Origin of the sequence: Reichenbachiella agariperforans (genome assembly GCF_900142205.1) — a bacterium.
In the GTDB taxonomy this organism is placed as follows: Bacteria; Bacteroidota; Bacteroidia; order Cytophagales; family Cyclobacteriaceae; genus Reichenbachiella; species Reichenbachiella agariperforans.
On sequence record NZ_FRAA01000013.1, the window covers coordinates 1 to 21,798 of the forward strand.

Here is a 21,798-nt window from a genome sequence, read left to right on the forward strand (position 1 = left end):
CCACCTACTGTATAAACTGAAGGGAGACTAATGATTGATATACTTTTACTACCACTCATCGTCTTACTACAGCCACTACCATTAGTCGCTACTATTGTATATGTACCTATAAGTTTTTGGTTCGGCCAGCTCAAAGCCCCTCCCGTACCTGTCAAGCTTGGTAAAGCACTCCCGCCATTATATAACGTATAACTCACTCCACTTTGCGAATCACTCAAGGTAATAGTCTTTCCCGATCCACCAGAACAATAACCTCCTCCTCCCCCTACTGTATAAACTGAAAGTTGACTAGAAACAATATCAACCTCTCCATTCATTATTTTACTACAGGCACCCATAGTAGCTCTAACTGTATAAGTGCCTATTGTTGCCAAACCACTCCACATCAACGAACTTCCTGTTCCATTTTTTACATTACCTAAATCAGTTCCATTACGTCTTAACTGATAAGTAACTCCTTGTTCTGAATCACTCAAGGTAACATTCTTTCCAGAGCCAGAACAATATATTCCCCCACCACCGACAGTATAAGCCACTGGACACCCATCATCAATTGGAGGGAGAGGCAATTTCTGCGCAAAAGAATACTCACTTAATAAAACAAAGAGTAAAAAGACAAGGTACTTATAAGTAAATTTAATTTGAATTAGCATTTTAAGGTTGGTTAGAGATAGACTTCAATTGGAAATACTCATACCCATCAAGGTAGTTACCGTCTTCATCAATCACATACTGAAGTCTGTTATTAAAATCATACACAAAGTGTTTAGTTACCCCCGATGGATCAGTAATAGACGTGACACCTACTAAAGGATCATATGTATAAGTGGTAATAAAAGCCCCACCCAGAGAATTGAGTTCGCGTAATTTATCAAGTTTAATTCGCAGTTTATCTTCATTACACCCCTCTCCTTTCTCACATCTATCATTGTCTTGATCAGAAAGTTCTTTAAGCTCTTCAATCAATTGCAATGGCACATCTCCTGAAAAGCCATTTTCCACTTTCGCAATTGGGTAAGTATCATTATAACCCCAGATAAAAGAATTTACCTCTTCTGCACCAGTTAAGTATTCCGTAAGTTTCCCACCGTTATAAAACAAACTCACTTCTGGCTTAATAGAATACCCAGGATTTATAGAGTCACTATTTTCAATTGTCAAAAAATCAATTTCGGAAATAGGGTTTTCAACTTCAAGTTTCCAGTTCTTAGTTACATGGTTTGACGTATACTCTAGCATATCAGACTTTACAAGTTGCCAGCTATCACCCGTATGATTAAATAAACGTTGTTCAAGAGGTAAAGAAACTATGTTACTATTAACCATATCAGAGATCCTAGAAAAGTATTGATGATGTGAATTATTAACCAACTCAAAAGGGAAGGTAAATTCCTTTTTGAGCTTTCTATCTGGGTATTCTGTAATCTCTCTTTTTAAAAACTGTAATTTCTCATCTTCATCCGTATACTCATATCGAGAAGTTTGGACAAGTGTATCTTGATTTAAATAATTATAAACATGCTTTTCTGCTAAGTACTTATGAGATGTCGTTAACTGATACTTAAACCATTTAAATTTGTTGACATTCAGAAAATAATACCCTGAACAAAACATACTATCATCAGGGTTCGTTGTAGTCGTCTCACCGTTGTAATGATACTCACGATCAGGAACCACTTTCAATCCATACATACTAGAAAACAAAGGGCTATTCGAGTAAATATAATCTTCTTGACGTATCAAGTTTTCAGTACTATCATTTATTGTTTCATAGTACCAAATGGTTTTAGGCATACCTCGTAAGTGGCTCCTATCTAAAATAGGTGGGTGTGGGTAAAATATACCGACATCATTGTCTGGAACCCAACTAAACAATGTTTTAGTACGCCCATTGACTTCACCTTCATTACTAGACTCCTCCGTTTTGGAGACCTCCTGATACATAACACTAGCACTGCCATGAATACCTGAAGGGGGATTATTATGCAATAACAACCTAAATGGATATCTGGCCTCATCGTTATCACCTCCAGGAACACAACCTGCCTCATTTTTTCCAATAGCATATTCGGATCGATACGCATTATATTTCTCATAATGATGCCATCCTCCCCTCAATAGTTTTGCGCTAGATTTTCCCTCTTTATTCAAATATGAAAAAGACTTTTCAGACTGCTTTTTTCCTGTTTGATCATAGCTTGATATTGAACTTATTCTTAGCCCTCCTGTAAACATATGTCCATCTCCAACTAGCGGGTAATCCGCCTTAAAATCAGGAATCAAAGTAAGCTTGGCCTTTACATAATTACCTGCCCTAACTCCTGTTTTAAGCTTTAATGTTCGTTCAATTCCAGCCCCTCCATTGGCCAATGCAAATTCTGCAGAATAAGAGGTTTTAAATACTCCCTCATGAAATTCAGGCTGCTTAGAAACATCATATTTAATTTGAATATCCCCATTATCTAGTCTAAAAGCATCGGTTAAGCTCGCTGATGGAAGAATGTCATGATAAGAACTTGGTTGGTCTGGATATGACTCGCTAGGAATAGTACCAATCTCTACATCCAATCTGATCGTAGATGGCCACACAAAATCACTAACTGAATAGGTTTCCCCTTTGACTACCGTCCCATCCACTAATAAGTCGGGTCGAGAAATCGGTAAAAAATCTTCATTACTAAAACTAAAATGCTCTAAATCCATGTGATTATCACCAGAAGCTCTTAACTCGAACTCTTTAGATAAATTCATTTTATACAGATTTGCCCCTGGTTCATCAAAGTAATAGTATCTATTGCTTTCAAATTCAAACTCTGTCCATCCACCAGTTGGATAAACAATCTTCTTAAGTATCCCTGCTTGTGCCGCAACTGGGTCAACTGACCTATCAGCCCCAAATGAATTTAAAACTTGTTTCCCATGAGTAATAAATTTTGGAACATCAGAAAATCTATTGCCTGCATTATTGAAATACCCCCAGTGATCCTTATCATAACTGTCCAACTTAGGAAAAACTGTCTGATCGTATTCAAAATTGTAAACATCACCATTGCTAATAAGACTAGATAGCTTCCATCTTTCACATTTTTTTCCTGAGCAAGAAAAATATTCTGAATTATCAAACGTCACATTACGAATCTCCCTCCCATGGGTGTCTTTTATCTGAATTGATTCCAACCGTGGCACACTCGTGCCGTTTTCAACCATGGAAAAATGTACCGTCCCGACAGAAAAAGATATACTAGATATTTTCTTCGCTTGAAGAATTTTAACTTGGCTTACGGATTTATTAAACCCGTTTCCATTACTCATCGGGACAAACGACTTCCCAGGGTCTAAATGATTTACATCATGTCTGTATGATGATTTATAACCGTACGATCTAGCTATATTAATATCATATTTCAGTTCATGTACATTGTCATAGGCAATTGTTATAACATCATTTTGATCAGCAGAAGTAATAGAAGTCAAATACCAAGATGACACATAGTCTCTCTCCCCCTTATATATATTCGTAGAAATTTCTTCCTCATCAAACACATACTTAATACCTAACGGTGTTGTAGCTTCAAAACCTGTCTCAGTTCGTATTATAGAAATTGGTTCGTATGCTATTACATTGACCTCTCCATTAAGGTCGATAAAAAACTTACCCGAATAACCATTAAAATTATAGTGGTAGATATCTGGTTCTGAATCAAAAGAGTTACTCGCGCTTGAACTCATATTGTTATAATCAGAATCCTTGAATTGAAAATTCCCTATATCTTGAAACCAAGAACCAAATGGGATAAAACCTCCAACCCCATCATCTGAAGTCCCTACAACTGTACGAGAAATAACACCTCCCGCATTTAAAGACCACCCCAGTCCAACCCAAGAGCCCTTATCCTCAACTCTATTCCCACTCGAATTATAACTAATTGATATGGGCAACGAAAGCTGAGTACTTTTTATTTCGTAAAGAGGAATAGCAATGTTTGGTACACCACTCGACTCTGTTACTTGAAAATCACCATACTTGTTAAGAGCTGACACCGTAGGGTTAGGTGGGACAACATTTGAAATTCCAAGTAAATCTTCTTCTTGTCCAATTACTATTGTGACATGAAATAGGTATAGGCAAATAATTGCAATCCCTTTGATAGTTGGTTGGTTCATTATAAACATTTAGATTTCCATTTTAGAATAAAATCTCCTCGTCCATTCAACATAACTATGCGAATCGTAGAGATAAATAAGATGTAGATGGTATTCGAAACGTCAAATAAACGACAAAAATAAATACTACCTAAGTAATTATTAAATAATGTTAAAAAAATATTCTTGAACTATATACTGAACTCATCCCCTACAAACTCCAACCTACGGTAGTCTGAACAACATAGTCTGTCCCTGGAATATCTTCACCAGTAGGTTCACTGTCGTAGTTAACTGTGTAGCCTAGACCGATATAAAAATCCTTAGGCAGGTCTAGCTTCAGATCAATACTGGCATTCAATCGGTTTCGTCCTCCGTCTGAAAGACTAGGGTAATACTTGACCGAACTAACAATACTGATGTCGTCTAGTCCAAAAGCATTGTACTCCATAGATACAAACCCCTCCGTACTGGTATTGTCCTCTCCCATGACATCATCACTTAATATTTCGTTATTTAGCGCTATACCTGTGGACACATTCAAAAGCATGCGATAGGTACTAATGGGAAAATACCCTACACCCAGAGAATAGGTAGATCGAAGATCAAGCCCTTGCTCATCAGAGGTCAAGAAATCCGCTCCAGTAATAGCAAACCATGATTTGGAAAAGAACATACGAAAGTTTCCACCATAGTTTCGCCTTTTGGAATTGACTCGAACGGAATCATTGGCATCTATGGCACTCTGGACAAAATTGGCATACAGGTCTGGGTTAATTTTGGTAGACATATAGGCGGCAGTGCCTCGGAGCGTAAATTGATTGTTGTTGCTCGCTTTCGAATGGGTGAAACCACCATCGATAGAGGCATTCACCTTGTCCCAAAAACCCTTATCGATAGCATTCAAATAAATAACCTTGAGGTGAGACATATTCTCTATCTGGCCACCATCAGCATCAGTGATCGTGACGGTTTGATTCACGATGGTAATCGTGCCATCTACCTTCTTACCCCCTGCTAAGCCAATGATATACGTACCGCTGGTCGTGAGGTCTTGAACGTCTTTCCAGTCAATCGTAAAATCCGAATCAGAATAATCCGTCTCGATAACAAGAACAGCATGCTTCATGGATTTGACATCTCCCACAATAGCATCTCCATTGGTCAAAGTGACCCTATCCTGTGCTGAACCGGTTGATACAAAAAGACAAAGAATGGCAAAAAGAACTAATAGCTTTTTCATAAGGCTGGTAGTTTAAATTATCTGGTTTAATATGAGTTACAACAGAAAATTATGATATCCTCCTGTGAAAACATAGAAATCGAGAAACATTCGAGGGAATCCTCAAAAAGAGTCGGTTCAACCAACTCTAGGCTGAAAGCATCACAGGTTTAGGGGAGAATGAAATTCTCTACATACTGAATCAAGACCTTAGATCGCTAGACACTAGACCTGCCTGTCGGACAGACTGGTTTTAGACAAAAAAAGAATAAGTTTTAATCTAGATACTAAAATCTAAATACTAGTATCTCACTGAGGTGTGTAGAAGCTAAAGCGAGATGCACTAAAGTGCATAGTTTTAACTCCAACTGTGCCCCATAAAACCGTACTAAACCCTAGGGTTACGCAGGAGCATCAGACTGTGTTGTTTGGCCTTGTAGTGGTTGTAGATCAGCAAGAACTTCGGTGGCGTATGACTACCGCGGAGAACCATCTCCTGAGGCACTTCTTCACGTGCAAACAGCTCAGTCGCCAACCAAACTGCAAAAGCCGTGGCTGTAGGGTACTCCCCCACGAGATTTTTAAAGCTGTAAACGGTTTGCTGATCAAATGCGTCCAGAAATTCATGATACCATCCGTCATGACGTGCATCCCCGTTCATCCCCACCATTAGCGCGACCTCTTCTCTTGAGACGGCATGTTCTGCCAGTATCTGTGCTACCCTATCCTGCAACGTCAACTGTGTGGCAAAATTCATCTGATCCACTGCCAGTACTTGCGCCAGCGCGTGCTCTGGATCATCATCGATGACGAACATCGTCGCGCCTTCTCCTTTGACCGTCCCAGCAGTCTGGAATGCAAACAATTCTGTATCGTTAACTTCATCAGTTTTGAACCAGCCCGCCTGCAAATCCATGTTGAAATTATGATCAGATATCTCTTCTAAACCTCCTAACAACAAAGACTGTACTTTTCCTTCCTCGAACAGCATCATCGCATCCAGCAGTGCTGCCTCAAATGCCAAACCGTAGTTGACATGCGTGATATTGTAACCCGTATTTTTGGTCATCATGGCAAGGCTACCTGCAACCGCATTTGGTGTACTTTGCACAAAATTGGTAGGCGTCAGTGTCCCTTCGTCGTACTCCAATATCTGACGGAGAAACTTAAAACTATCATCTATCCCACCATTGGCAGTCCCGAGAACGATCCCGTCCTGTGTTCCTTGTCCTTGGAGTGTCATCAGACCTGCACCGACTCCCATACGTACGGCTTTATTCATCCGACGGAGCAGTGCTCTTGGGATCATCTCTATGTAACTTGGTTCTGCTGCATAGCATTTGTTTCCCGTCCAAGCGGTGACTCCTTCGGTAAACAAACGTCCGTCTACAGTATGCTGTGGCGATATGGCAGTAGCTGCTTTGATATACATTAGAGATGCTGTTTAAAAACGAGTGATGTACAATTCCCTCCAAACCCAAAAGAATTAGACAGAACCGCGTTTATCTCTTGTTGCTCTTGATATGCAGCGATAGGTAGTTCATCCAGTGGTGAAATCGGCTGCTCACAGTTGAGACTAGCGTACAACTCGCCGTGCTCCATACTCATCAAACTGTAGACTGCCTCTAACGCTCCGGCAGCTGCTAAAGTATGCCCCGTAAAACTCTTAGTAGAACTAAATGGCGGTAGATGTTCACCAAACAATTTACCCAATCCTGTGATCTCGGTCAGGTCATTGTTCTCAGTAGCCGTTCCGTGAGCATTGATATAGTCTATACCAGCAGGCTCCAGTCCTGCATGATCTAACGCTGCCTGCATACAAGCGATAACGCCCACGGCATCTTCAGAGAGTGCAGAGGCATGATAGGCGTCATTACTGTTGCCATAGCCTGAGACCGTTCCGTATATTTTTTTCCCTTTCGCGCATGCCTCAGACTCCAATACGAGATAAGCTGCTGCTTCACCTAGATTCAACCCTTTTCTATTTGCATCAAATGGCCTACATAAATCCTCTGACAGAATTTGTAGAGAGTTAAACCCATTGACCGTGAACTTAGCAAGACTATCTGCTCCCCCCACGATTACCCTATCCGCTCGACCAGATCGAATCAAGCGTGCGCCCATCATGATGGCATTGGCAGACGAAGAGCAAGCTGTGTTAATGGTATTGGTGAATCCATGAATGCGGTATTGCTCCACAATTCTCAGCGTATGCGAACAGTAGTCATAGGATTCTAAAAACGCTGTACGCTGCGCTCGATTGCTTCCATCTTCGAACACTTGATCGGTCAGTACCATTCCTCCTACTGTACTCCCTGAGATAAAACCCGTCCTAGGATGAGAAAGGGTATCGCTATCCAGACCAGCCTCCTGAATCGCCTCTTCGAAGGCTTTGAAAGCAATCAAATCCGTACGCGTCAGTCCTTTCATCTCTGGGACAGCCAAACTAGACAGCATCTCTTCATCCGACATTTTGATCTCCCCAAAAGGATGGCTCTCTGTAAATTTAGACGTGAAGTATTTGGAAGCCTTACTCAGTCCTGTCTGACCTGTGATTAGACGCTGTCGATTTTCAGCTACGTTGTTACCGATAGCTGAGATCGCTCCCCTCCCCGTAACAACTACTTTGATCATATTTTAGAAGAATTGGCGAGTATGTAGTCCGCCATGACATTGACATCCACGAGGATTTTGCGTCCATCACTCGGATTGTTGATTTTAATTCCATACTCACGCTCTAGCAACACGACCAACTCAATAGAGTCAATAGAATCCAAGCCTAGCTCAGGACCAAATAGCGGTTCGTCATCCTTGATATCCTCTGGTTTAAGATCCATCAAATTGAGGTATTGAATGATCTTTTCTTTAATCTCTATCTTCAGTGTTTCCTTATCCATAATAGTAATTTTAGAGCAGTTTTTCGATGCGCAACCTGCTCAATGTGATCGCTTGACATACCAACACAAATGCAACGATGTATACAATAATAGGAAATAGTTCTTTCCAACTTCCTCCTTTCAAAAATAAAATATAGAATCCCTCCAGACACCAATGAAGCGGAGAGATAGCTGTCAGCGTCTGCATATATCCTGGCATCACAAAGGTAGGAACCCATATCCCACCAATCGCACCGAAGATAATCACAGAAACCGCTCCTATCCCAATACACTGTTCCATCGTCTGGGAGATTGTCCCTATCATCAGCGAAAAACTAACTGCAGCTAAACTAGACAACAAAGACATCAGTACAAATGCGCTCACATTGTCAGGCAATACCAATACTGGCAAATCCAATGATGGGAAAATCAACATACTGATTCCGAATATCACAGCGATCTGCAACATGGCAACCACGACATAGACCAACATTTTCCCTACTAGCACCATCACAAAACTCGACGGCATGGTCTTCAGTCGCATAAAGCTACCATTGATGCGCTCCTTCACTACATTAGAACCTAGAGAGACCACCATAAAAAACATAGCAAAAAGCGTCCAAGCAGGCACGTTGTGTTGGGTAGAATTAGGAATAATGGCTTTGTCTGAAGTTGAAGCAGTACGCTTCACGATTTCCACCTGATTGGCTAGCATCTGGTCGATCATAGCCTCCTCATCCAAATCCTGCTCCATTAACTTGTAAACCGACCTGATCATCAGTTTGTTTTCGATCACATTAAGGTATGATGACAACATGCGCGAAATCGATTCAGAAAAATTCTCTTGCAGTACTGGATCGATGTAAAGTTCTAATTCAGGGACGCTAATGGGTCGCTTTTTTGAAGCTTCCATTACCCCTAATTCAGACATCATAGTCTCGCTGGTCTGGTTCGCCTTGCTAATCAATGCACTACTAAAATCAGCTGGTATATACAATGCTGCCAGTTGATTGTCATCGATAAGCGCTCGCTCCAGAGCCTCACTATTCAACCCATCGTCCTGCGATAGTATAAAAAATCCAGAAGCATCCATCAACTCGAATAACACCTCTCCTTGTCCCCCTTCGTCCTGATTGGAGACCAGCATACTCAGCTTGCTTTCATTGACGATCTTGTAGGCACTATCCTGTATGATCGTAATGATAAACACCAAGAGCATCGGCATCACGAACATCACCGTCAGCCCTAGTTTATCACTGAACAGGATGATCAATTCCTTTTTTATAGACGTAGTGAATTTAAACATATTAATTTCGATACTCCTCTCCAGTCAGGTTGATAAACAGCGTATGCAAATCATCCGTCCCATGTTGTGCTAACAAATCAGTCGTCATTCCCTTCGCCATCACTTTGCCATGATCTATCAGCGCCAATTCATCACAAAATTCCTGTGCTTCATTCATGTGATGGGAAGTATAGATAATGGTCGTCCCTTCTATATTAAGTTGATTCAAAAAACGAATGATAGCATGTTTACTTTGTACATCGACCCCTACAGTAGGTTCATCCAAAAACAGTATTTTCGGACTATGAATAATCCCTATTGCCAAGTTAACGCGGCGTTTCATCCCGCCAGAGAAGCTACCACATGGTTTATCAGCGACCTCTGATAGTCCTAAAATAACCAGTAACTCCTCACTTCTTTTGTTAATCTCCCCTTTGCGCATGTTATACAGCGCACCAAAGTATTCTAGATTTTGTCGGGGGGATAGCTCGCCATACAAAGCATATTCTTGAGGGACAAACCCAATGACATTTTTCAATGCTCTCCCTTCCAACTCACGCTTATCTTTTGTATAATAAGTCACAGAACCTGAAGAAGGTTCTAAAAAACCACACATGATGGAAATCAAACTTGTCTTACCAGCTCCATTTGGTCCCAGCAAGCCAAACTTCCTTCCTGCCGGAATCTTCATATTGATTTGACTCAGGCTATCCTCCATCGCTCCTGGATAGCGTTTGTGCATATCTAAGATATCGACATGTGAGATTTCTGACATTATTTTAATTTGATTTTGCTGAGCGACTCAAAAGTCGCTTTCTCTTTGTGATAGATATCTATCATCATGTCAGCTGTCTGATCAAAGTCCTTTTGCTCGGTGATCCGCCCTTTGTACACACCTGCCATTTGCACAGCGGTGCTACGCCACATATCTCCAGCAGCTGTGATATCTTCAGAGATTCGCATTAATTCATCATTGTTCAATATCCCAGCCGCCTGCTCTAAGAATGCTCCGTAGATGAAACGAAAGCCTCCTCCTCCTGTGCCTATTTCTTCCTGCATTCGTACGATCTGACCGAGATATAAACCTGCTTTTCGCACGCCTAGTTTATCGCGCCACTTACGCACTTTTCCTGCGGTATATTTGATTCCTGACACCCCAGCGATACTGCCTGGTATCCTGAGCATGTCCCGTACATTTCTTTTGATGCCGCTGATCACGGCTTTTTTGAGTCTTTCCTCGCTGATCTCTCCAAACGCCTCTGGATAATACACATGCCCACTAGGCGCCAATGCTCCTTTTGCAAAACGAACTTTGTTGAGTTCCTCGACTGTCAACCTATTGGTTCCTTCCATCACTGGATCACTCACGAGATATTCACCGTTCTCATAACCATAGATGATGAGGTTATGTGCATTGAAGTGAAATCGATATTCCTTAGGAAAGTAAGGCAGATGAAATACGCCTACCTGACAACCAACTGGCACGCCACTATCAATCAAAGCACGGAGATAATCATCCGCCGCCTCTTCTGACCTGAATTTTTTTCGTTTCACTTTGACATTCAATGCTTTGGCGGTTCGCTGAAAAATCGCCCCTGGCATAGTCCTAAACGATATCGCTGGCCCACCATTCACCTGCATGAAAGGGATGTGGATATAGAACAATCCCGACCCTATCCCAAAAGCAAGAGGCTCATTGATAAAATCTACACCATGGTGTTTGAGCAGACTGGTCGTCACACCGTTTTCACAGTGGGCGGATTGTATGTGGTTAAATTCGTTGATCACGATAGGTCAGGGGATTTTAATTCTTCGATAGTGATGTCAAAAGCCTTGGCATATTTCTCCAGCTTATGGTCACTTAGTTTTTTGAATACTGAGGGTTTGAAATGTCGCTTGATCGTGATAGCCCAAAAACCTGTATAGCCAGTTATCGTCGGCATGTCCATCAACGTCTTTTCTTTGAAGTAATAAACGGGACTTTTCTCTCCGCTCAGCACTGCCTGTTTCGCTTCCTCTATCTTTTCATTTACATCGTCCCAGGCATTGTCCAGAGCGTCCTTCTTAACATCCCATCCTTGGCTCAAGGCTGAAGTATATTTCCCATCTTCGTCTTTGGCATAGACTACTTCCCTCAGTACATTCTTGAGGGCACTTTCGTCTTGAGGGATGTCTTTTTTCTTCATCAGGTTGGGTTTTATAGTAGTATTAGCAAACAGTCAAGTAGCAGAACACATAAGAGAATCTTGAACTTTCGGGGACAGCCAAAAGAATTTTCTCTCCCTTCTTGAGCTTACCACTATTCATCAGCTCATCGACCATTAGGTAAATAGAACCTGCTCCCACATTGCCTTTGCTATCTAGGTTAGTAAACCACTTTTCCTTAGGAATACCCATCCCATTAGACTCTAGGATATCTGCGATTTTGTCCTCAAAGAAAAAACTCGACAGGTGTGGCAAAAAGTAATCCACCTCCTCCACATTTTGTCCTTTCTCTTTTAGTATTTTGATCAGGTGATTGAAACCCAGACTCACGATATTTTTGTCCAGCAGACGAGTATCTTGCTTGATAGTCAAAATCGACTCCTTCATGATATCATCTGGCGCATAGTCCATGTAACTTTTGAGCGAGCCATCTTCCATTTTTTCAGACGCCATGTACATACAGGCCTCCTCTCTGTTGGCATAGGATATACCATCGATCCACTCAACCTTTAAGCTTATACCATCAGGGGTTGGCTGGTCTTCTAGAAGAAAAGTAGCTGCACCATCAGAGAGCATCCAACGCAAAAAGTCCTTCTGAAAAGCCACCATCGGGTTCTGTTCCAGGGCTTCCAAATGACGTACTTCGTCCTCGAACTGCTCCGACCTTAATATTCGTGACAGTCTCTCCGATCCAGTCGTAATAGCCTTCTTTTTGTCGCCTACTTTGATAGACATATATGCGTATTTGAAGGCATGCATCCCAGAGCAGCATACACCCGAAGGAGATACCACCTCGATAGACTCCATTTCGGGTAGCCAGCCGTGTACCATTACAGCATGCGAAGGCATCATCTGATCAGGCGTGGATGTACCACAGGTCAACAAATCAACCTCCCTGATTTCTTCAGGGCTTTTATCAAACAGTTTCTTGATCGCTAGTGATACCATCTGCGAATTGGTATGGGTAGCTTCCCCATTCTTCTTGATCGCATAGTGTCTTCCTTTGATCTTATTATTCCTTAATACAATGGCTTTAGAACGTGATTTAGCACCATTGACGTATCCCAAATAATCTTCCATCTCCTCATTGCTGATTAGATCATTTGGTAAAAAACTTGACGTTCTTGTAATATAAACTTCCGGCATCTTCTAGTCAGTTAACCCCACAATAATACTCTTTTTTCTTTTTAATCGCCCCTAAGGTCAGTGGTCTTAAAATTAAATTAAATATCACCAATACAACTGGAGAAACCACAAACAAAGCAAAGATCAGGTAGTACTTAAATACCACCAACCACTTTCTTCTTTTTTCGGGTGTCGTTCCTTTTTTCTGGACGATATTAGCCCAAATTCTAAATAACTTCTTCGCACGCTGTTCGATGAACAGGATATTGATAGGTACTTTCACCTTGCCTAGAGACAGCAGATTTAACTGCAAATCTTCGTAGTTTCCCTTGTCCCAAGTGCGCTTTATCATCTCTCCAAACTCGTCCGCAGACATGATATCTTCGTCGTTGACTCCTGGTTTAGGGAATATACCGTAAGGCTTTGTCTTCTCTCCTTTGAGCATCCAGTGTAGGATAGACACAACACTCGCTAGGTTGTCTGATCGATCTATCAGCGGAATGTTACCCACGAGACGTGCCCCCGCAGTTTTGAGCATCGTCTTCACGCTTTCCTGCGAGTTGAGCCACATATTACGCGCTCCGATCACTGTGACTACAGGTTTACCCTTGACCAACGCTCGAAAATGATCATCCATCAGTAGAGAAGTCGTCGGGATAGACGGAGACAAAAACCAAGGCTGGTACCCCAGTACCACCAGATCATAATTCTCCTGTGAAGTCACAAAAGGGGCTACACGTCGTGGAATCTCCATAACAGACTCAGGGAATACGTCAAAAAATCTCTCGCTCGTCCATGGAAAAGCATACGGCTCGACCATCTCTATTTTGACTCGCTCTACGGATATAGCGTCAAATGGCTCGAACATTTTGTCTAAAATCTCATCAAGCTGCCCCGTCTGGGAGTAGTTGATTGCTAAAATTTTCTTCATGCAGGTTAGTTGCTATTTAGGAAGTTCTGATGACGGCATAAATTCTGAACTTTGTGCATAATTCGCGATTTGCCTGCGCAGAGACGCTGAGAGATCAGAATAATTCTCCAATATCATTTTTTTATCTTCATCCATATTGTCCTTATAACCTAGAATACCAGGACTTTTCTCTTGAACCGCGAGACGCAAAAATCGAAATTCAATATTAGCTCCATCTGCTTCTATCTCTTCTTCGAGCATGGTCGCTCCTTCTTTAAAGGCTTTCACTTTATCCGCTACTCCTTTTACGAAAGATGCCTTTTTTGTCAGTAATGCACCTGTATAAGCTCGAACCTCAGCACTTTCAGATTCTTTTTCCAGCTTAGCCAGAGCAGTGGTCACGAGCTCCATAGAATCTCCCGACAGGGCTTTGTACACGATCTTCGAATCAATACGAACTGGTGTACTAATCAACATCGAAGTAGCGAAAATAACAAGTAGAATTTTCATTGAGCTTAGATATCTGGGTTGTTTTGTTGTTCAGCTCTACGTTGTGTCTAGCTAACAAATTCTTGCAATATAATCGACAAAATAAAAATTATCGCCTCAGATCATTTTAGTTAATCTAAATTTATCGGCAAATAGTCATCATTAGACTATTGCAACACCTACGACTTATACATTTATGGACGACAGATACGATGTGATACTCATGGGGGGCGGGTTGGCTGGACTAACCCTTTCACTCCAATTACAAAAAGAAAATCCAGAGATCAACATCCTCATGCTAGAGCAGAGAAAAAGTGAAGCACCGACTGCTGCCCACAAAGTCGGTGAATCTACCGTAGAACTCGGTACCTACTACCTACGGGAGGTTCTCAACCTCAAAGACTACTTGGATGCTGAACAACTCCCCAAGCACGGTCTCAGGTTTTTCTTTTCTCCCAAACACAAAGACAACATCGAAAGACGTGCCGAACTAGGCCCAAGAAAACGCCTCCCCATCCCTAGTCACCAGTTGGACAGAGGTAGTTTCGAAAACGAACTCATCCGTCGCAGCAAACTCGGAGGCACAGAACTCAAAACAGGTGCTCGTGTCAAAGAAGTCGAATTTGGTAAAGAGTTACATACCGTTACCTACCTGTGCAACGGTGAATCACAAACAGCACAGGCACGTTGGGTCATCGATTGCACTGGTCGTGGTGCGGTACTCAAACGCCAGATGGATTTCCAAAAACCTGTCGAACACAACATCAACGCTGCATGGTTTAGAATCAAAGGAGAAATAGATGTACACCAGTGGTCCAAGAATCCAGACTGGACGGATCACCTCGAACCTGGTCTCAGACGGCTAGGCACGGTACACCTCATGGATACTGGGTACTGGCTTTGGTTCATCCCATTATCCTCTGGCAACACCAGTGTAGGAATAGTCGCTGACCCACGGTTTCATGATTTCACCGATTTCAACACAAAAGAGAAAGCCTTTGAGTGGATACGAAAAAATGAACCACAAGCATTTGAGAAAATAGGCTCACGCCAAGAGGATGTTCTGGATTTCCTATTCCTAAAGCACTACTCGCACCACAGTGGTAAAATCTACTCGGAGGATCGTTGGGCTGTAACAGGCGACTCAGGTGTATTCCTAGACCCGCTCTACTCACCTGGTACGGATTTCATCGCAATGAACAACAGTTGGATAACCGACCTAGTCACCAAAGACCTAGCTGGAGAATCCATTTTCATCCATGCAGACGTCTATGAAAAAACACACTTTGGTATTTTCGAACAATGGATACCTACCTACCTCGACAAGTATCAGCTCATGGGCAACAGCCAAATCATGATTACCAAAATCTTCTGGGACTGGGCCATCTACTGGTCCTTTTTCACACTCATCTTCACCAACAAAGGGTATACGAACCTAAGAGTCCTCAAAGCTCTTTTTGCGAGTGAAGATAGTTTGGGAAGGAAAATGGGCATTCTCAATCAGAAGGTTCAAGATTTGTTTATCGCTTGGAGACCCCATGACAAAGGAGATCTCTCAGACATCTACGTCGATCCTTTTGATCTACAGTGCCTGAGACGCTTTCACCATGGTCTCGAAATCCAACATGAAACAAAGGCGCTACTAAATCAAATCAACACCAACGTCACGCAAATAGAGTATCTAGCCGCAGAACTATTTAGACAGGTCAGTCACTATGTGCATCAGACACCATTAGATATGCCAGTAGACCCATATAGCATGGATTTGAATCAGGTCAATACCGCACCAGAAAACGGGCTACTGCCAGATGCTAATATTCGGAGAGATGTTGCGTCTATGTGGTTTTACAAAGAAGCAACTGTCTAATCATTAAGCCCAAAAACACATGAAAGCATACACTATCAGTGGTCTGGGGGCTGATGAACGCGTTTTTCAAAAATTAGACATTGGCTATGAAACGATTCATCTATCATGGATTAAACCAAAGAATAGAGAGACGTTAGGTGCTTATGCTAAACGCCTTGCTGAGCGGATAGATCAGTCCGAACCCTTTGTACTAATCGGTGTAAGTTTCGGAGGGATGATCGCTACAGAAATTTGTAATTTCCTCAAACCCCAAAAAGTCTTTCTAATATCATCCGCACAGACACGTCGTGACCTCAATACCATCTTTCGCCTAGTTGGTAGAACTGGACTTTTCCCGCTCCTACCTACTTCATTCTTCAATCCCAAACCAGAACATGTCGCCAAAATTTTCAGAATCCTGCCAAAAAACAAACCATTGCTGTTCGAAATCTTAAAAGACAGTGATAGGTCTTTTGCACAATGGGCAGTACATCAAATTGCTAATTGGAAAAACACAACCCTCCGACCTGAGATAGTCATGATACATGGGACAGATGATCTAGTGATCTCCTGTCCTAAACGTCCAGATGTACTCACACTAGAAAACACAGGGCATGCTATGATCATAGACCGAGCATCAGACATCAATTTATTGATTAAAAACGTATTGAATACGCAAGAGCATATCCTATGACAATCGTTAAGAAAAAAGCCACACGTATCGTCCTCTCCATCACTGCGCTGCTACTTCTAATTACAGTAGGGCTAGGGACATTTTTCGTTTCAAATGATCCTCCGATCCTTAACGGAGAAGTACTATATCAGATCCTCTACAAAGAAGGACGCTATCTAGATATCTACCGACCTACCCAAAATAGCTATACTAAGAGCCCCGTTCTCCTCTACTTTCACGGAGGGGCATGGGTAACAGGACGAAAAGAAGCCATCAATGTCAACCGCTATAATGACGCCATCAACAATCTACGCCAGAATGGATACACCATCATCACGCCAGAGTACACGCTCGCTGATGGAGACCAATCCCCTTTTCCTCGATGCATTATAGACGCCTATGATGCGCTACACTGGGTGAAGCAACATGCAGACGAGTACCAGCTTGACATCAACAACATAGGTCTATTCGGAGAGTCTGCTGGAGCACACATCGCCATGATGACCGCCTATAGTCAGATGGAAGATTTTGAGGTGGGAGATAGCATCCCAGCGATCCACTACGTGATCGACGTGTATGGCCCTACTGATCTAGGTTTGCTCTACGAATACCAAACGATGGATAGCCTCAACTCCGTCATGGAAAGTGTCCCAAATACCATCGTAAGAACTCTCAACCTGACCGAGCAAGTCTGTGGATTTAATCCTCGGAAAGACAGCATACGTGCACAAGACTTCATGAACACCTATTCTCCACTAAGGCGAATCGCTCAAGAAGTACCTCCGACATTGATCATCCAAGGAGATAGCGATCTGATCGTACCCTATGACCAATCCGATGCACTACGTCAAAAATTCGAAGCGTTAGAAATCGGTCATGAGTTTCACGAACTCAAAGGGGTGGGACATGCCTTTAGAGGTGCTTCAAAAAGTCAAAAGGACAGTGTGCAAAACTGGATTGTAGAATTCGTCAAACGACACTACCAGTCGTGACCAGTGGATATCTATTTTAGGAAGAAGCTACCAATAACAATATGAAGGCTCCTACCATCACCCAAAACTTATACACCGCCAACGCTGGAATGATGACCAAGTTGAGTTGCATGAGTACCATGAAAATCACCAAAATAATGGCGATGAGTTTTAATGTAGATCTAGTTTGACTGCTCATTGTAGCTGCTGTTTTTGAGGCTCAATATTAACGACAAATTAAGAAAATCCATATTCGGCTAGTTTTAATTTAGAATTAAAATTCACTACTCCCGTTTGAATCCAAAATTAAATATCTTGTCGCCATGATTCTAGATGACAAAAAAACCATCAACGCATGGTGCTCCTATGACTGGGCCAACTCGGTGTACAACCTTATCGTGACCACTGCCATATTTCCGATCTACTACGCCAATGCCACGCAGGCAGCCTTCGGTGGTGACTTGGTAACATTTTTCGGGATAGAAATAGACAGTTCAGTCCTATATTCTTATGCTATTTCCTTTTCATTTTTGATTGCGGTTATCCTTTACCCAGTCCTCTCTGGGATCGCTGACTATCGCGGTGCTAAAAAATCCTACATGCGATTCTTCACCTATTTAGGATCACTCGCTTGTATGGGACTGTTCTTCTTCGATGGTGCCAATATCGAGATCGGTATTCTACTCGCAATTACAGCGAGCATAGGCTATGCCTCATCGGTCGTATTCTACAATGCCTTCTTGCCAGAGATCGCCTCTGAGTCCAAAATGGATGCCGTGAGCGCCAAAGGGTTTTCTATGGGTTATATTGGCAGTGTACTGCTCCTCATCGTGAGTTTGGTACTGGTGCAGATGCCTGAGACTTTTGGGTTCGATGGAGCAGGTAGCGCCACCCAATTTGTTTTCCTACTAGTCGGGCTTTGGTGGTTCGGTTTTGCGCACATCGCCTTTGCGAGACTCGAAGACAGACCTACCAAAAACAAAATAACTTCGCAAGTCCTCAGTGCAGGATTTCGTGAATTACAAAAGGTATTCACCAGTCTAAAAGAACGTGCCAGTGCACTGCGTTATCTCAGTTCGTTCTTTTTTTACAGCATGGGGGTTCAGTCTGTCATGCTACTTGCCCCGCTCTTTGCAGCAAAAGAGATCGGTATGGAGTCCGTCGAGATGATCATCGTGATCTTGATCATTCAACTCGTTGCTATCGGTGGTGCTTATTTATTTGCATGGATATCCATCCTAAAAGGTAACAAAACATCGATCATGCTCGCCATCATTATCTGGATTGGGATATGTATCATGGCCTATTTGATTCAAGATAAAACGTCCTTTTATGGACTAGCTGCCGTACTTGGACTCGTCATGGGAGGTATCCAGTCCATCTCCCGATCCACCTACTCTAAATTGATCCCTGAGGGCACCAAAGACACGGCTTCCTATTTCAGTTTCTACGATGTGACTGAAAAAATCGCCATCGTACTCGGTACGCTGACCTATGGAGCCATACTGAGTCTCACGGGTACAATGCGTAATTCTATTCTGTTTATGACACTATTTTTCGGTATTGGACTTTTGATTCTGTTCTTTACTAAACTTCAGTCCAAAGAAGATTGATCTATCGCATCCTTCGATTCATTCTCAGGATAGCTATTCACATATTTTACAAGAAAGTAGCCATCAGCAGGCCGTCAGTATCCATCTCTGACGGCCCGTTGATCATCATGTCCAACCATCCCAATACACTGATGGACCCGCTGCTACTCGCGATCATTTTCAAGCAAAAGGTTGGTTTTTTGGCGAATGCCTCCATCTTCGTCCATGCGGTAGTCAACCGAGTCTTCGACTACTTCCATGTCATCCCCGTCTATCGTCAGCAAGACGTCAAAGCAGGTCAGGAGATAGACAACCAAGACAGCTTTCGCGCATGCTACGACTATTTAGAGCAAAACAATACGCTCGTCATATTCCCAGAAGGTACCAGCATACACGAACTCAAACTTCGTAAAATAAAAACTGGTGGCGTACGTATTGGATTCGGAGCAGAGGCACGCAGAGCTTTTGGGCTAGGAGTCAAAATCCTACCTGTCGGGATTTACTACAACCACCCCACGCAGTTTCGCAGTAAAGTCCATATCAATATAGGCGAACCCATCAGCCTCCAAAACTATCGCAGCGAATATCAGCAGAACGAAATAGCCACCGTACAACAGCTCACCAACGAACTGCGCATCAAGATGGAAACCCTGACAATCCATACAGAAAATGCAGAGCAAGAAGCACTATTCTACAAAATCAAGAAGCTTTACAAACCACAACTAAAAGAAGAGCTAGATGCAAAAAACGATCATAAAGACTTTGTCATCAATCAAGAAATCGCACACGCCATACGCTTCTTTCATCTCCACGTACCCACCCAATACCAAGAACTAAAGCAAAAGGTAGAAGCATTAGATGAGCTTTCTACTCAGGTTAAATCCAAGAGCAACTTTGACAAAAGCTATGTCAGACTCTGGAGTATGACTGTTCTCAAGTCGCTTTACCTCATACTGGCAAGCCCACTCTTTGTCATGGGTCTGGCCGGGAATTATCTCCCTTTTCAACTCCCCAGTTGGTTGGCGCGCAAAATATCTCAAGAGAGAGAATACCATGCCTCTATCACTATGATACTAGGCATGATCACCTTTCCGCTCTACTATACGCTACTCACTTGGATCCTGAGACACTACCTCACACTCCACTGGGAACAAGCCACACTCTGCTTTATCGCTTTTCCTTTATTTGGTATATATGCCCTGCATTATTATAAATTTGCCAAAAGGATGAGGCACTATATGAGCGTGCTGTTTAGTAGTTCCAAAAAAGAGCAACTGCGCAACCTCAAGCTTCTGAAAACAAGTGTCACACACCAACTAGACAATGCCAAACAAATGTATCTCGACAGACTAAATCACCATGACTAAAATATACCACAACCCCAGATGTCAAAAGAGTAGAAACACACTGAGCATACTCGAAGAAAGACAGGAAGACTTAGAAATCATTGAATACCTCAAAACGCCTCCGACGCACGCCGAATTATCTGAGATCATCTCTATGCTAGGAATCAAAGCAGAAGACCTGCTGAGAAAAGGAGAAAGCATCTACAAAGAACAGTACAAAAAACAACGCCATAGTGATCCAGAATGGATTGATATCATGGTCGCCAATCCCAAATTAATCGAGCGTCCCATCATCATCAAAAACGGAAAAGCTGTGATCGGTAGACCTCCAGAAAAGGTCCTTGAAATTATTTGATTCACTAAAACAAACGTAATCAAAGGCTTAGAAAATAATCACAATATTTTTAGTCTATTTTTCATTTCGACTTTGCAGTTCTCTTAAATCTTATGCTATATTTGCATCTCGTTTTTGAGGGGTAGATAAAGCCTCAAGGAAATGAGGATGATTTTTTATCCCGGAGAGGTGGGTGAGTGGCTGAAACCACATGTTTGCTAAACATGCGAACGGGTTAAACCGTTCCGGGGGTTCGAATCCCCCTCTCTCCGCAAGAAACTAAGGTCTGCTAGCTCAACTGGATAGAGCAACTGCCTTCTAAGCAGTAGGTTTCAGGTTCGAGTCCTGAGCGGATCACAAAAAATTGTCAAATTACCGGAGACAATAACAATTCGGGATGTGGCGCAGTCCGGTAGCGCACCTGGTTTGGGACCAGGGGGTCCCAGGTTCGAATCCTGGTATCCCGACTTTGAAAAGCCACTCTCTTGAGTGGCTTTTCTTTTTCAATTTTGTTTGTAGATTTCACTCCATCGGTTTTAGATTTACAAACCCATCAACACATTTCGGGATGTGGCTCAGTCCGGTAGAGTACTCGCCTGGGGGGCGAGGGGTCGCAGGTTCAAATCCTGTCATCCCGACCAAAACAAAAAGCTCAGCAAATGCTGAGCTTTTTGTTTAAATACAATTACACAATTTTCTTGGGACAGGGGCAAGAAAAGGAATCACTTCGTTATTCAAGATTCATTGTTCGAAATTCGTGATTGTTTTATAAAAAAAACAA

The 21,798-nt window shown here is 42.4% G+C and carries 20 protein-coding genes and 4 tRNA genes; 10 read left to right on the top strand and 14 right to left on the bottom strand.

Annotated elements, in window-relative coordinates:
- The 13 genes from BUB99_RS19410 to BUB99_RS19470 all read right to left on the bottom strand — a co-directional run.
- The coding region (locus BUB99_RS19410) for a hypothetical protein (RefSeq protein ID WP_139281116.1) at positions 1-653 on the bottom strand (653 nt) is incomplete at its 3' end.
- Between the two features lies 1 nt (position 654).
- On the bottom strand, positions 655-4,164 hold the full coding sequence (locus BUB99_RS19415; protein WP_139281117.1) for a hypothetical protein: 3,510 nt from the start codon (positions 4,162-4,164) through the stop codon (positions 655-657).
- 190 nt (positions 4,165-4,354) lie between these two features.
- Positions 4,355-5,386 (bottom strand): DUF481 domain-containing protein, encoded by a 1,032-nt coding sequence (locus tag BUB99_RS19420; protein ID WP_084190680.1) that lies wholly within the window; start codon positions 5,384-5,386, stop codon positions 4,355-4,357.
- Positions 5,387-5,753: 367 nt separating this feature from the next.
- Positions 5,754-6,797 (bottom strand): beta-ketoacyl synthase chain length factor, encoded by a 1,044-nt coding sequence (locus tag BUB99_RS19425; protein ID WP_073125507.1) that lies wholly within the window; start codon positions 6,795-6,797, stop codon positions 5,754-5,756.
- On the bottom strand, positions 6,797-7,999 hold the full coding sequence (locus BUB99_RS19430; protein ID WP_073125510.1) for a beta-ketoacyl-[acyl-carrier-protein] synthase family protein: 1,203 nt from the start codon (positions 7,997-7,999) through the stop codon (positions 6,797-6,799). The genes BUB99_RS19425 and BUB99_RS19430 overlap by 1 nt, the downstream gene beginning before the upstream one ends.
- A complete protein-coding gene (locus BUB99_RS19435; RefSeq protein ID WP_073125512.1) occupies positions 7,996-8,262 on the bottom strand; it encodes a phosphopantetheine-binding protein in 267 nt (88 codons plus the stop codon). The genes BUB99_RS19430 and BUB99_RS19435 overlap by 4 nt, the downstream gene beginning before the upstream one ends.
- Positions 8,263-8,272: 10 nt before the next feature.
- Positions 8,273-9,547 (bottom strand): ABC transporter permease, encoded by a 1,275-nt coding sequence (locus tag BUB99_RS19440; protein ID WP_073125515.1) that lies wholly within the window; start codon positions 9,545-9,547, stop codon positions 8,273-8,275.
- Between the two features lies 1 nt (position 9,548).
- The gene (locus BUB99_RS19445; protein ID WP_073125518.1) at positions 9,549-10,301 is read right to left on the bottom strand and encodes an ABC transporter ATP-binding protein; all 753 of its coding nucleotides are present in this window, start codon (positions 10,299-10,301) and stop codon (positions 9,549-9,551) included.
- The gene (locus BUB99_RS19450; RefSeq protein WP_170863857.1) at positions 10,301-11,314 is read right to left on the bottom strand and encodes a BtrH N-terminal domain-containing protein; all 1,014 of its coding nucleotides are present in this window, start codon (positions 11,312-11,314) and stop codon (positions 10,301-10,303) included. The genes BUB99_RS19445 and BUB99_RS19450 overlap by 1 nt, the downstream gene beginning before the upstream one ends.
- Positions 11,311-11,712 carry a hypothetical protein gene (locus BUB99_RS19455; RefSeq protein ID WP_073125522.1) on the bottom strand — a complete coding sequence of 134 codons (402 nt, stop codon included), beginning with the start codon at positions 11,710-11,712 and terminating at the stop codon, positions 11,311-11,313. Before BUB99_RS19455 ends, BUB99_RS19450 begins: the two co-directional genes overlap by 4 nt.
- Positions 11,713-11,734: 22 nt before the next feature.
- Positions 11,735-12,877 (bottom strand): beta-ketoacyl-ACP synthase III, encoded by a 1,143-nt coding sequence (locus BUB99_RS19460; protein WP_073125525.1) that lies wholly within the window; start codon positions 12,875-12,877, stop codon positions 11,735-11,737.
- Positions 12,878-12,884: 7 nt separating this feature from the next.
- A complete protein-coding gene (locus BUB99_RS19465; protein WP_073125528.1) occupies positions 12,885-13,787 on the bottom strand; it encodes a hypothetical protein in 903 nt (300 codons plus the stop codon).
- 12 nt (positions 13,788-13,799) lie between these two features.
- Positions 13,800-14,276 carry a hypothetical protein gene (locus BUB99_RS19470; RefSeq protein ID WP_073125530.1) on the bottom strand — a complete coding sequence of 159 codons (477 nt, stop codon included), beginning with the start codon at positions 14,274-14,276 and terminating at the stop codon, positions 13,800-13,802.
- Positions 14,277-14,451: 175 nt separating this feature from the next.
- On the opposite strand from BUB99_RS19470, the gene BUB99_RS19475 reads away from it, so the two are divergent.
- The 3 genes from BUB99_RS19475 to BUB99_RS19485 are packed head-to-tail and all read left to right on the top strand — an operon-like array spanning position 14,452 to position 17,766.
- A complete protein-coding gene (locus BUB99_RS19475) occupies positions 14,452-16,122 on the top strand; it encodes an NAD(P)/FAD-dependent oxidoreductase (protein ID WP_073125533.1) in 1,671 nt (556 codons plus the stop codon).
- 19 nt (positions 16,123-16,141) lie between these two features.
- Positions 16,142-16,795 (top strand): alpha/beta hydrolase, encoded by a 654-nt coding sequence (locus BUB99_RS19480; protein ID WP_073125535.1) that lies wholly within the window; start codon positions 16,142-16,144, stop codon positions 16,793-16,795.
- Entirely contained in the window at positions 16,792-17,766 is a 975-nt protein-coding gene (locus tag BUB99_RS19485; protein ID WP_073125538.1) for an alpha/beta hydrolase, read from the top strand. Before BUB99_RS19480 ends, BUB99_RS19485 begins: the two co-directional genes overlap by 4 nt.
- 16 nt (positions 17,767-17,782) lie before the next feature.
- Here the strand turns inward: BUB99_RS19485 and BUB99_RS20500 are convergent, their stop codons facing one another.
- On the bottom strand, positions 17,783-17,944 hold the full coding sequence (locus BUB99_RS20500; protein ID WP_158584213.1) for a hypothetical protein: 162 nt from the start codon (positions 17,942-17,944) through the stop codon (positions 17,783-17,785).
- 124 nt (positions 17,945-18,068) lie between these two features.
- Between BUB99_RS20500 and BUB99_RS19490 the strand changes: the two genes are divergently transcribed.
- The 7 genes from BUB99_RS19490 to BUB99_RS19520 all read left to right on the top strand — a co-directional run bounded on the left by BUB99_RS19490 (position 18,069) and on the right by BUB99_RS19520 (position 21,658).
- A complete protein-coding gene (locus BUB99_RS19490) occupies positions 18,069-19,358 on the top strand; it encodes an MFS transporter (RefSeq protein WP_073125541.1) in 1,290 nt (429 codons plus the stop codon).
- Positions 19,355-20,704, top strand: a complete 1,350-nt coding sequence (locus BUB99_RS19495; RefSeq protein ID WP_073125544.1) for a 1-acyl-sn-glycerol-3-phosphate acyltransferase — start codon at positions 19,355-19,357, stop codon at positions 20,702-20,704. The genes BUB99_RS19490 and BUB99_RS19495 overlap by 4 nt, the downstream gene beginning before the upstream one ends.
- A complete protein-coding gene (gene arsC / locus BUB99_RS19500) occupies positions 20,697-21,038 on the top strand; it encodes an arsenate reductase (glutaredoxin) (RefSeq protein ID WP_073125546.1) in 342 nt (113 codons plus the stop codon). The genes BUB99_RS19495 and arsC overlap by 8 nt, the downstream gene beginning before the upstream one ends.
- Before the next feature lie 162 nt (positions 21,039-21,200).
- A tRNA-Ser gene (locus tag BUB99_RS19505) sits at positions 21,201-21,289 on the top strand.
- Positions 21,290-21,300: 11 nt separating this feature from the next.
- Positions 21,301-21,374 (top strand) — tRNA-Arg (locus BUB99_RS19510).
- A 36-nt stretch (positions 21,375-21,410) separates the two neighbouring features.
- Positions 21,411-21,484, top strand: a tRNA-Pro gene (locus BUB99_RS19515).
- 97 nt (positions 21,485-21,581) lie between these two features.
- Positions 21,582-21,658, top strand: a tRNA-Pro gene (locus BUB99_RS19520).
- Positions 21,659-21,798 lie beyond the last annotated feature (140 nt).

Coding starts and splice junctions, on each gene's coding strand:
- BUB99_RS19485 (WP_073125538.1), top strand. CDS start 16,792: ATGACAATCGTTAAGAAAAAAGCCACACGTATCGTCCTCTCCATCACT.
- BUB99_RS19440 (WP_073125515.1), bottom strand. CDS start 9,547: ATGTTTAAATTCACTACGTCTATAAAAAAGGAATTGATCATCCTGTTC.
- BUB99_RS19480 (WP_073125535.1), top strand. CDS start 16,142: ATGAAAGCATACACTATCAGTGGTCTGGGGGCTGATGAACGCGTTTTT.
- BUB99_RS19460 (WP_073125525.1), bottom strand. CDS start 12,877: ATGCCGGAAGTTTATATTACAAGAACGTCAAGTTTTTTACCAAATGAT.
- BUB99_RS19475 (WP_073125533.1), top strand. CDS start 14,452: ATGGACGACAGATACGATGTGATACTCATGGGGGGCGGGTTGGCTGGA.
- BUB99_RS19490 (WP_073125541.1), top strand. CDS start 18,069: ATGATTCTAGATGACAAAAAAACCATCAACGCATGGTGCTCCTATGAC.
- BUB99_RS19455 (WP_073125522.1), bottom strand. CDS start 11,712: ATGAAGAAAAAAGACATCCCTCAAGACGAAAGTGCCCTCAAGAATGTA.
- BUB99_RS19445 (WP_073125518.1), bottom strand. CDS start 10,301: ATGTCAGAAATCTCACATGTCGATATCTTAGATATGCACAAACGCTAT.
- BUB99_RS20500 (WP_158584213.1), bottom strand. CDS start 17,944: ATGAGCAGTCAAACTAGATCTACATTAAAACTCATCGCCATTATTTTG.
- BUB99_RS19435 (WP_073125512.1), bottom strand. CDS start 8,262: ATGGATAAGGAAACACTGAAGATAGAGATTAAAGAAAAGATCATTCAA.
- arsC (WP_073125546.1), top strand. CDS start 20,697: ATGACTAAAATATACCACAACCCCAGATGTCAAAAGAGTAGAAACACA.
- BUB99_RS19470 (WP_073125530.1), bottom strand. CDS start 14,276: ATGAAAATTCTACTTGTTATTTTCGCTACTTCGATGTTGATTAGTACA.
- BUB99_RS19425 (WP_073125507.1), bottom strand. CDS start 6,797: ATGTATATCAAAGCAGCTACTGCCATATCGCCACAGCATACTGTAGAC.
- BUB99_RS19465 (WP_073125528.1), bottom strand. CDS start 13,787: ATGAAGAAAATTTTAGCAATCAACTACTCCCAGACGGGGCAGCTTGAT.
- BUB99_RS19420 (WP_084190680.1), bottom strand. CDS start 5,386: ATGAAAAAGCTATTAGTTCTTTTTGCCATTCTTTGTCTTTTTGTATCA.
- BUB99_RS19415 (WP_139281117.1), bottom strand. CDS start 4,164: ATGAACCAACCAACTATCAAAGGGATTGCAATTATTTGCCTATACCTA.
- BUB99_RS19430 (WP_073125510.1), bottom strand. CDS start 7,999: ATGATCAAAGTAGTTGTTACGGGGAGGGGAGCGATCTCAGCTATCGGT.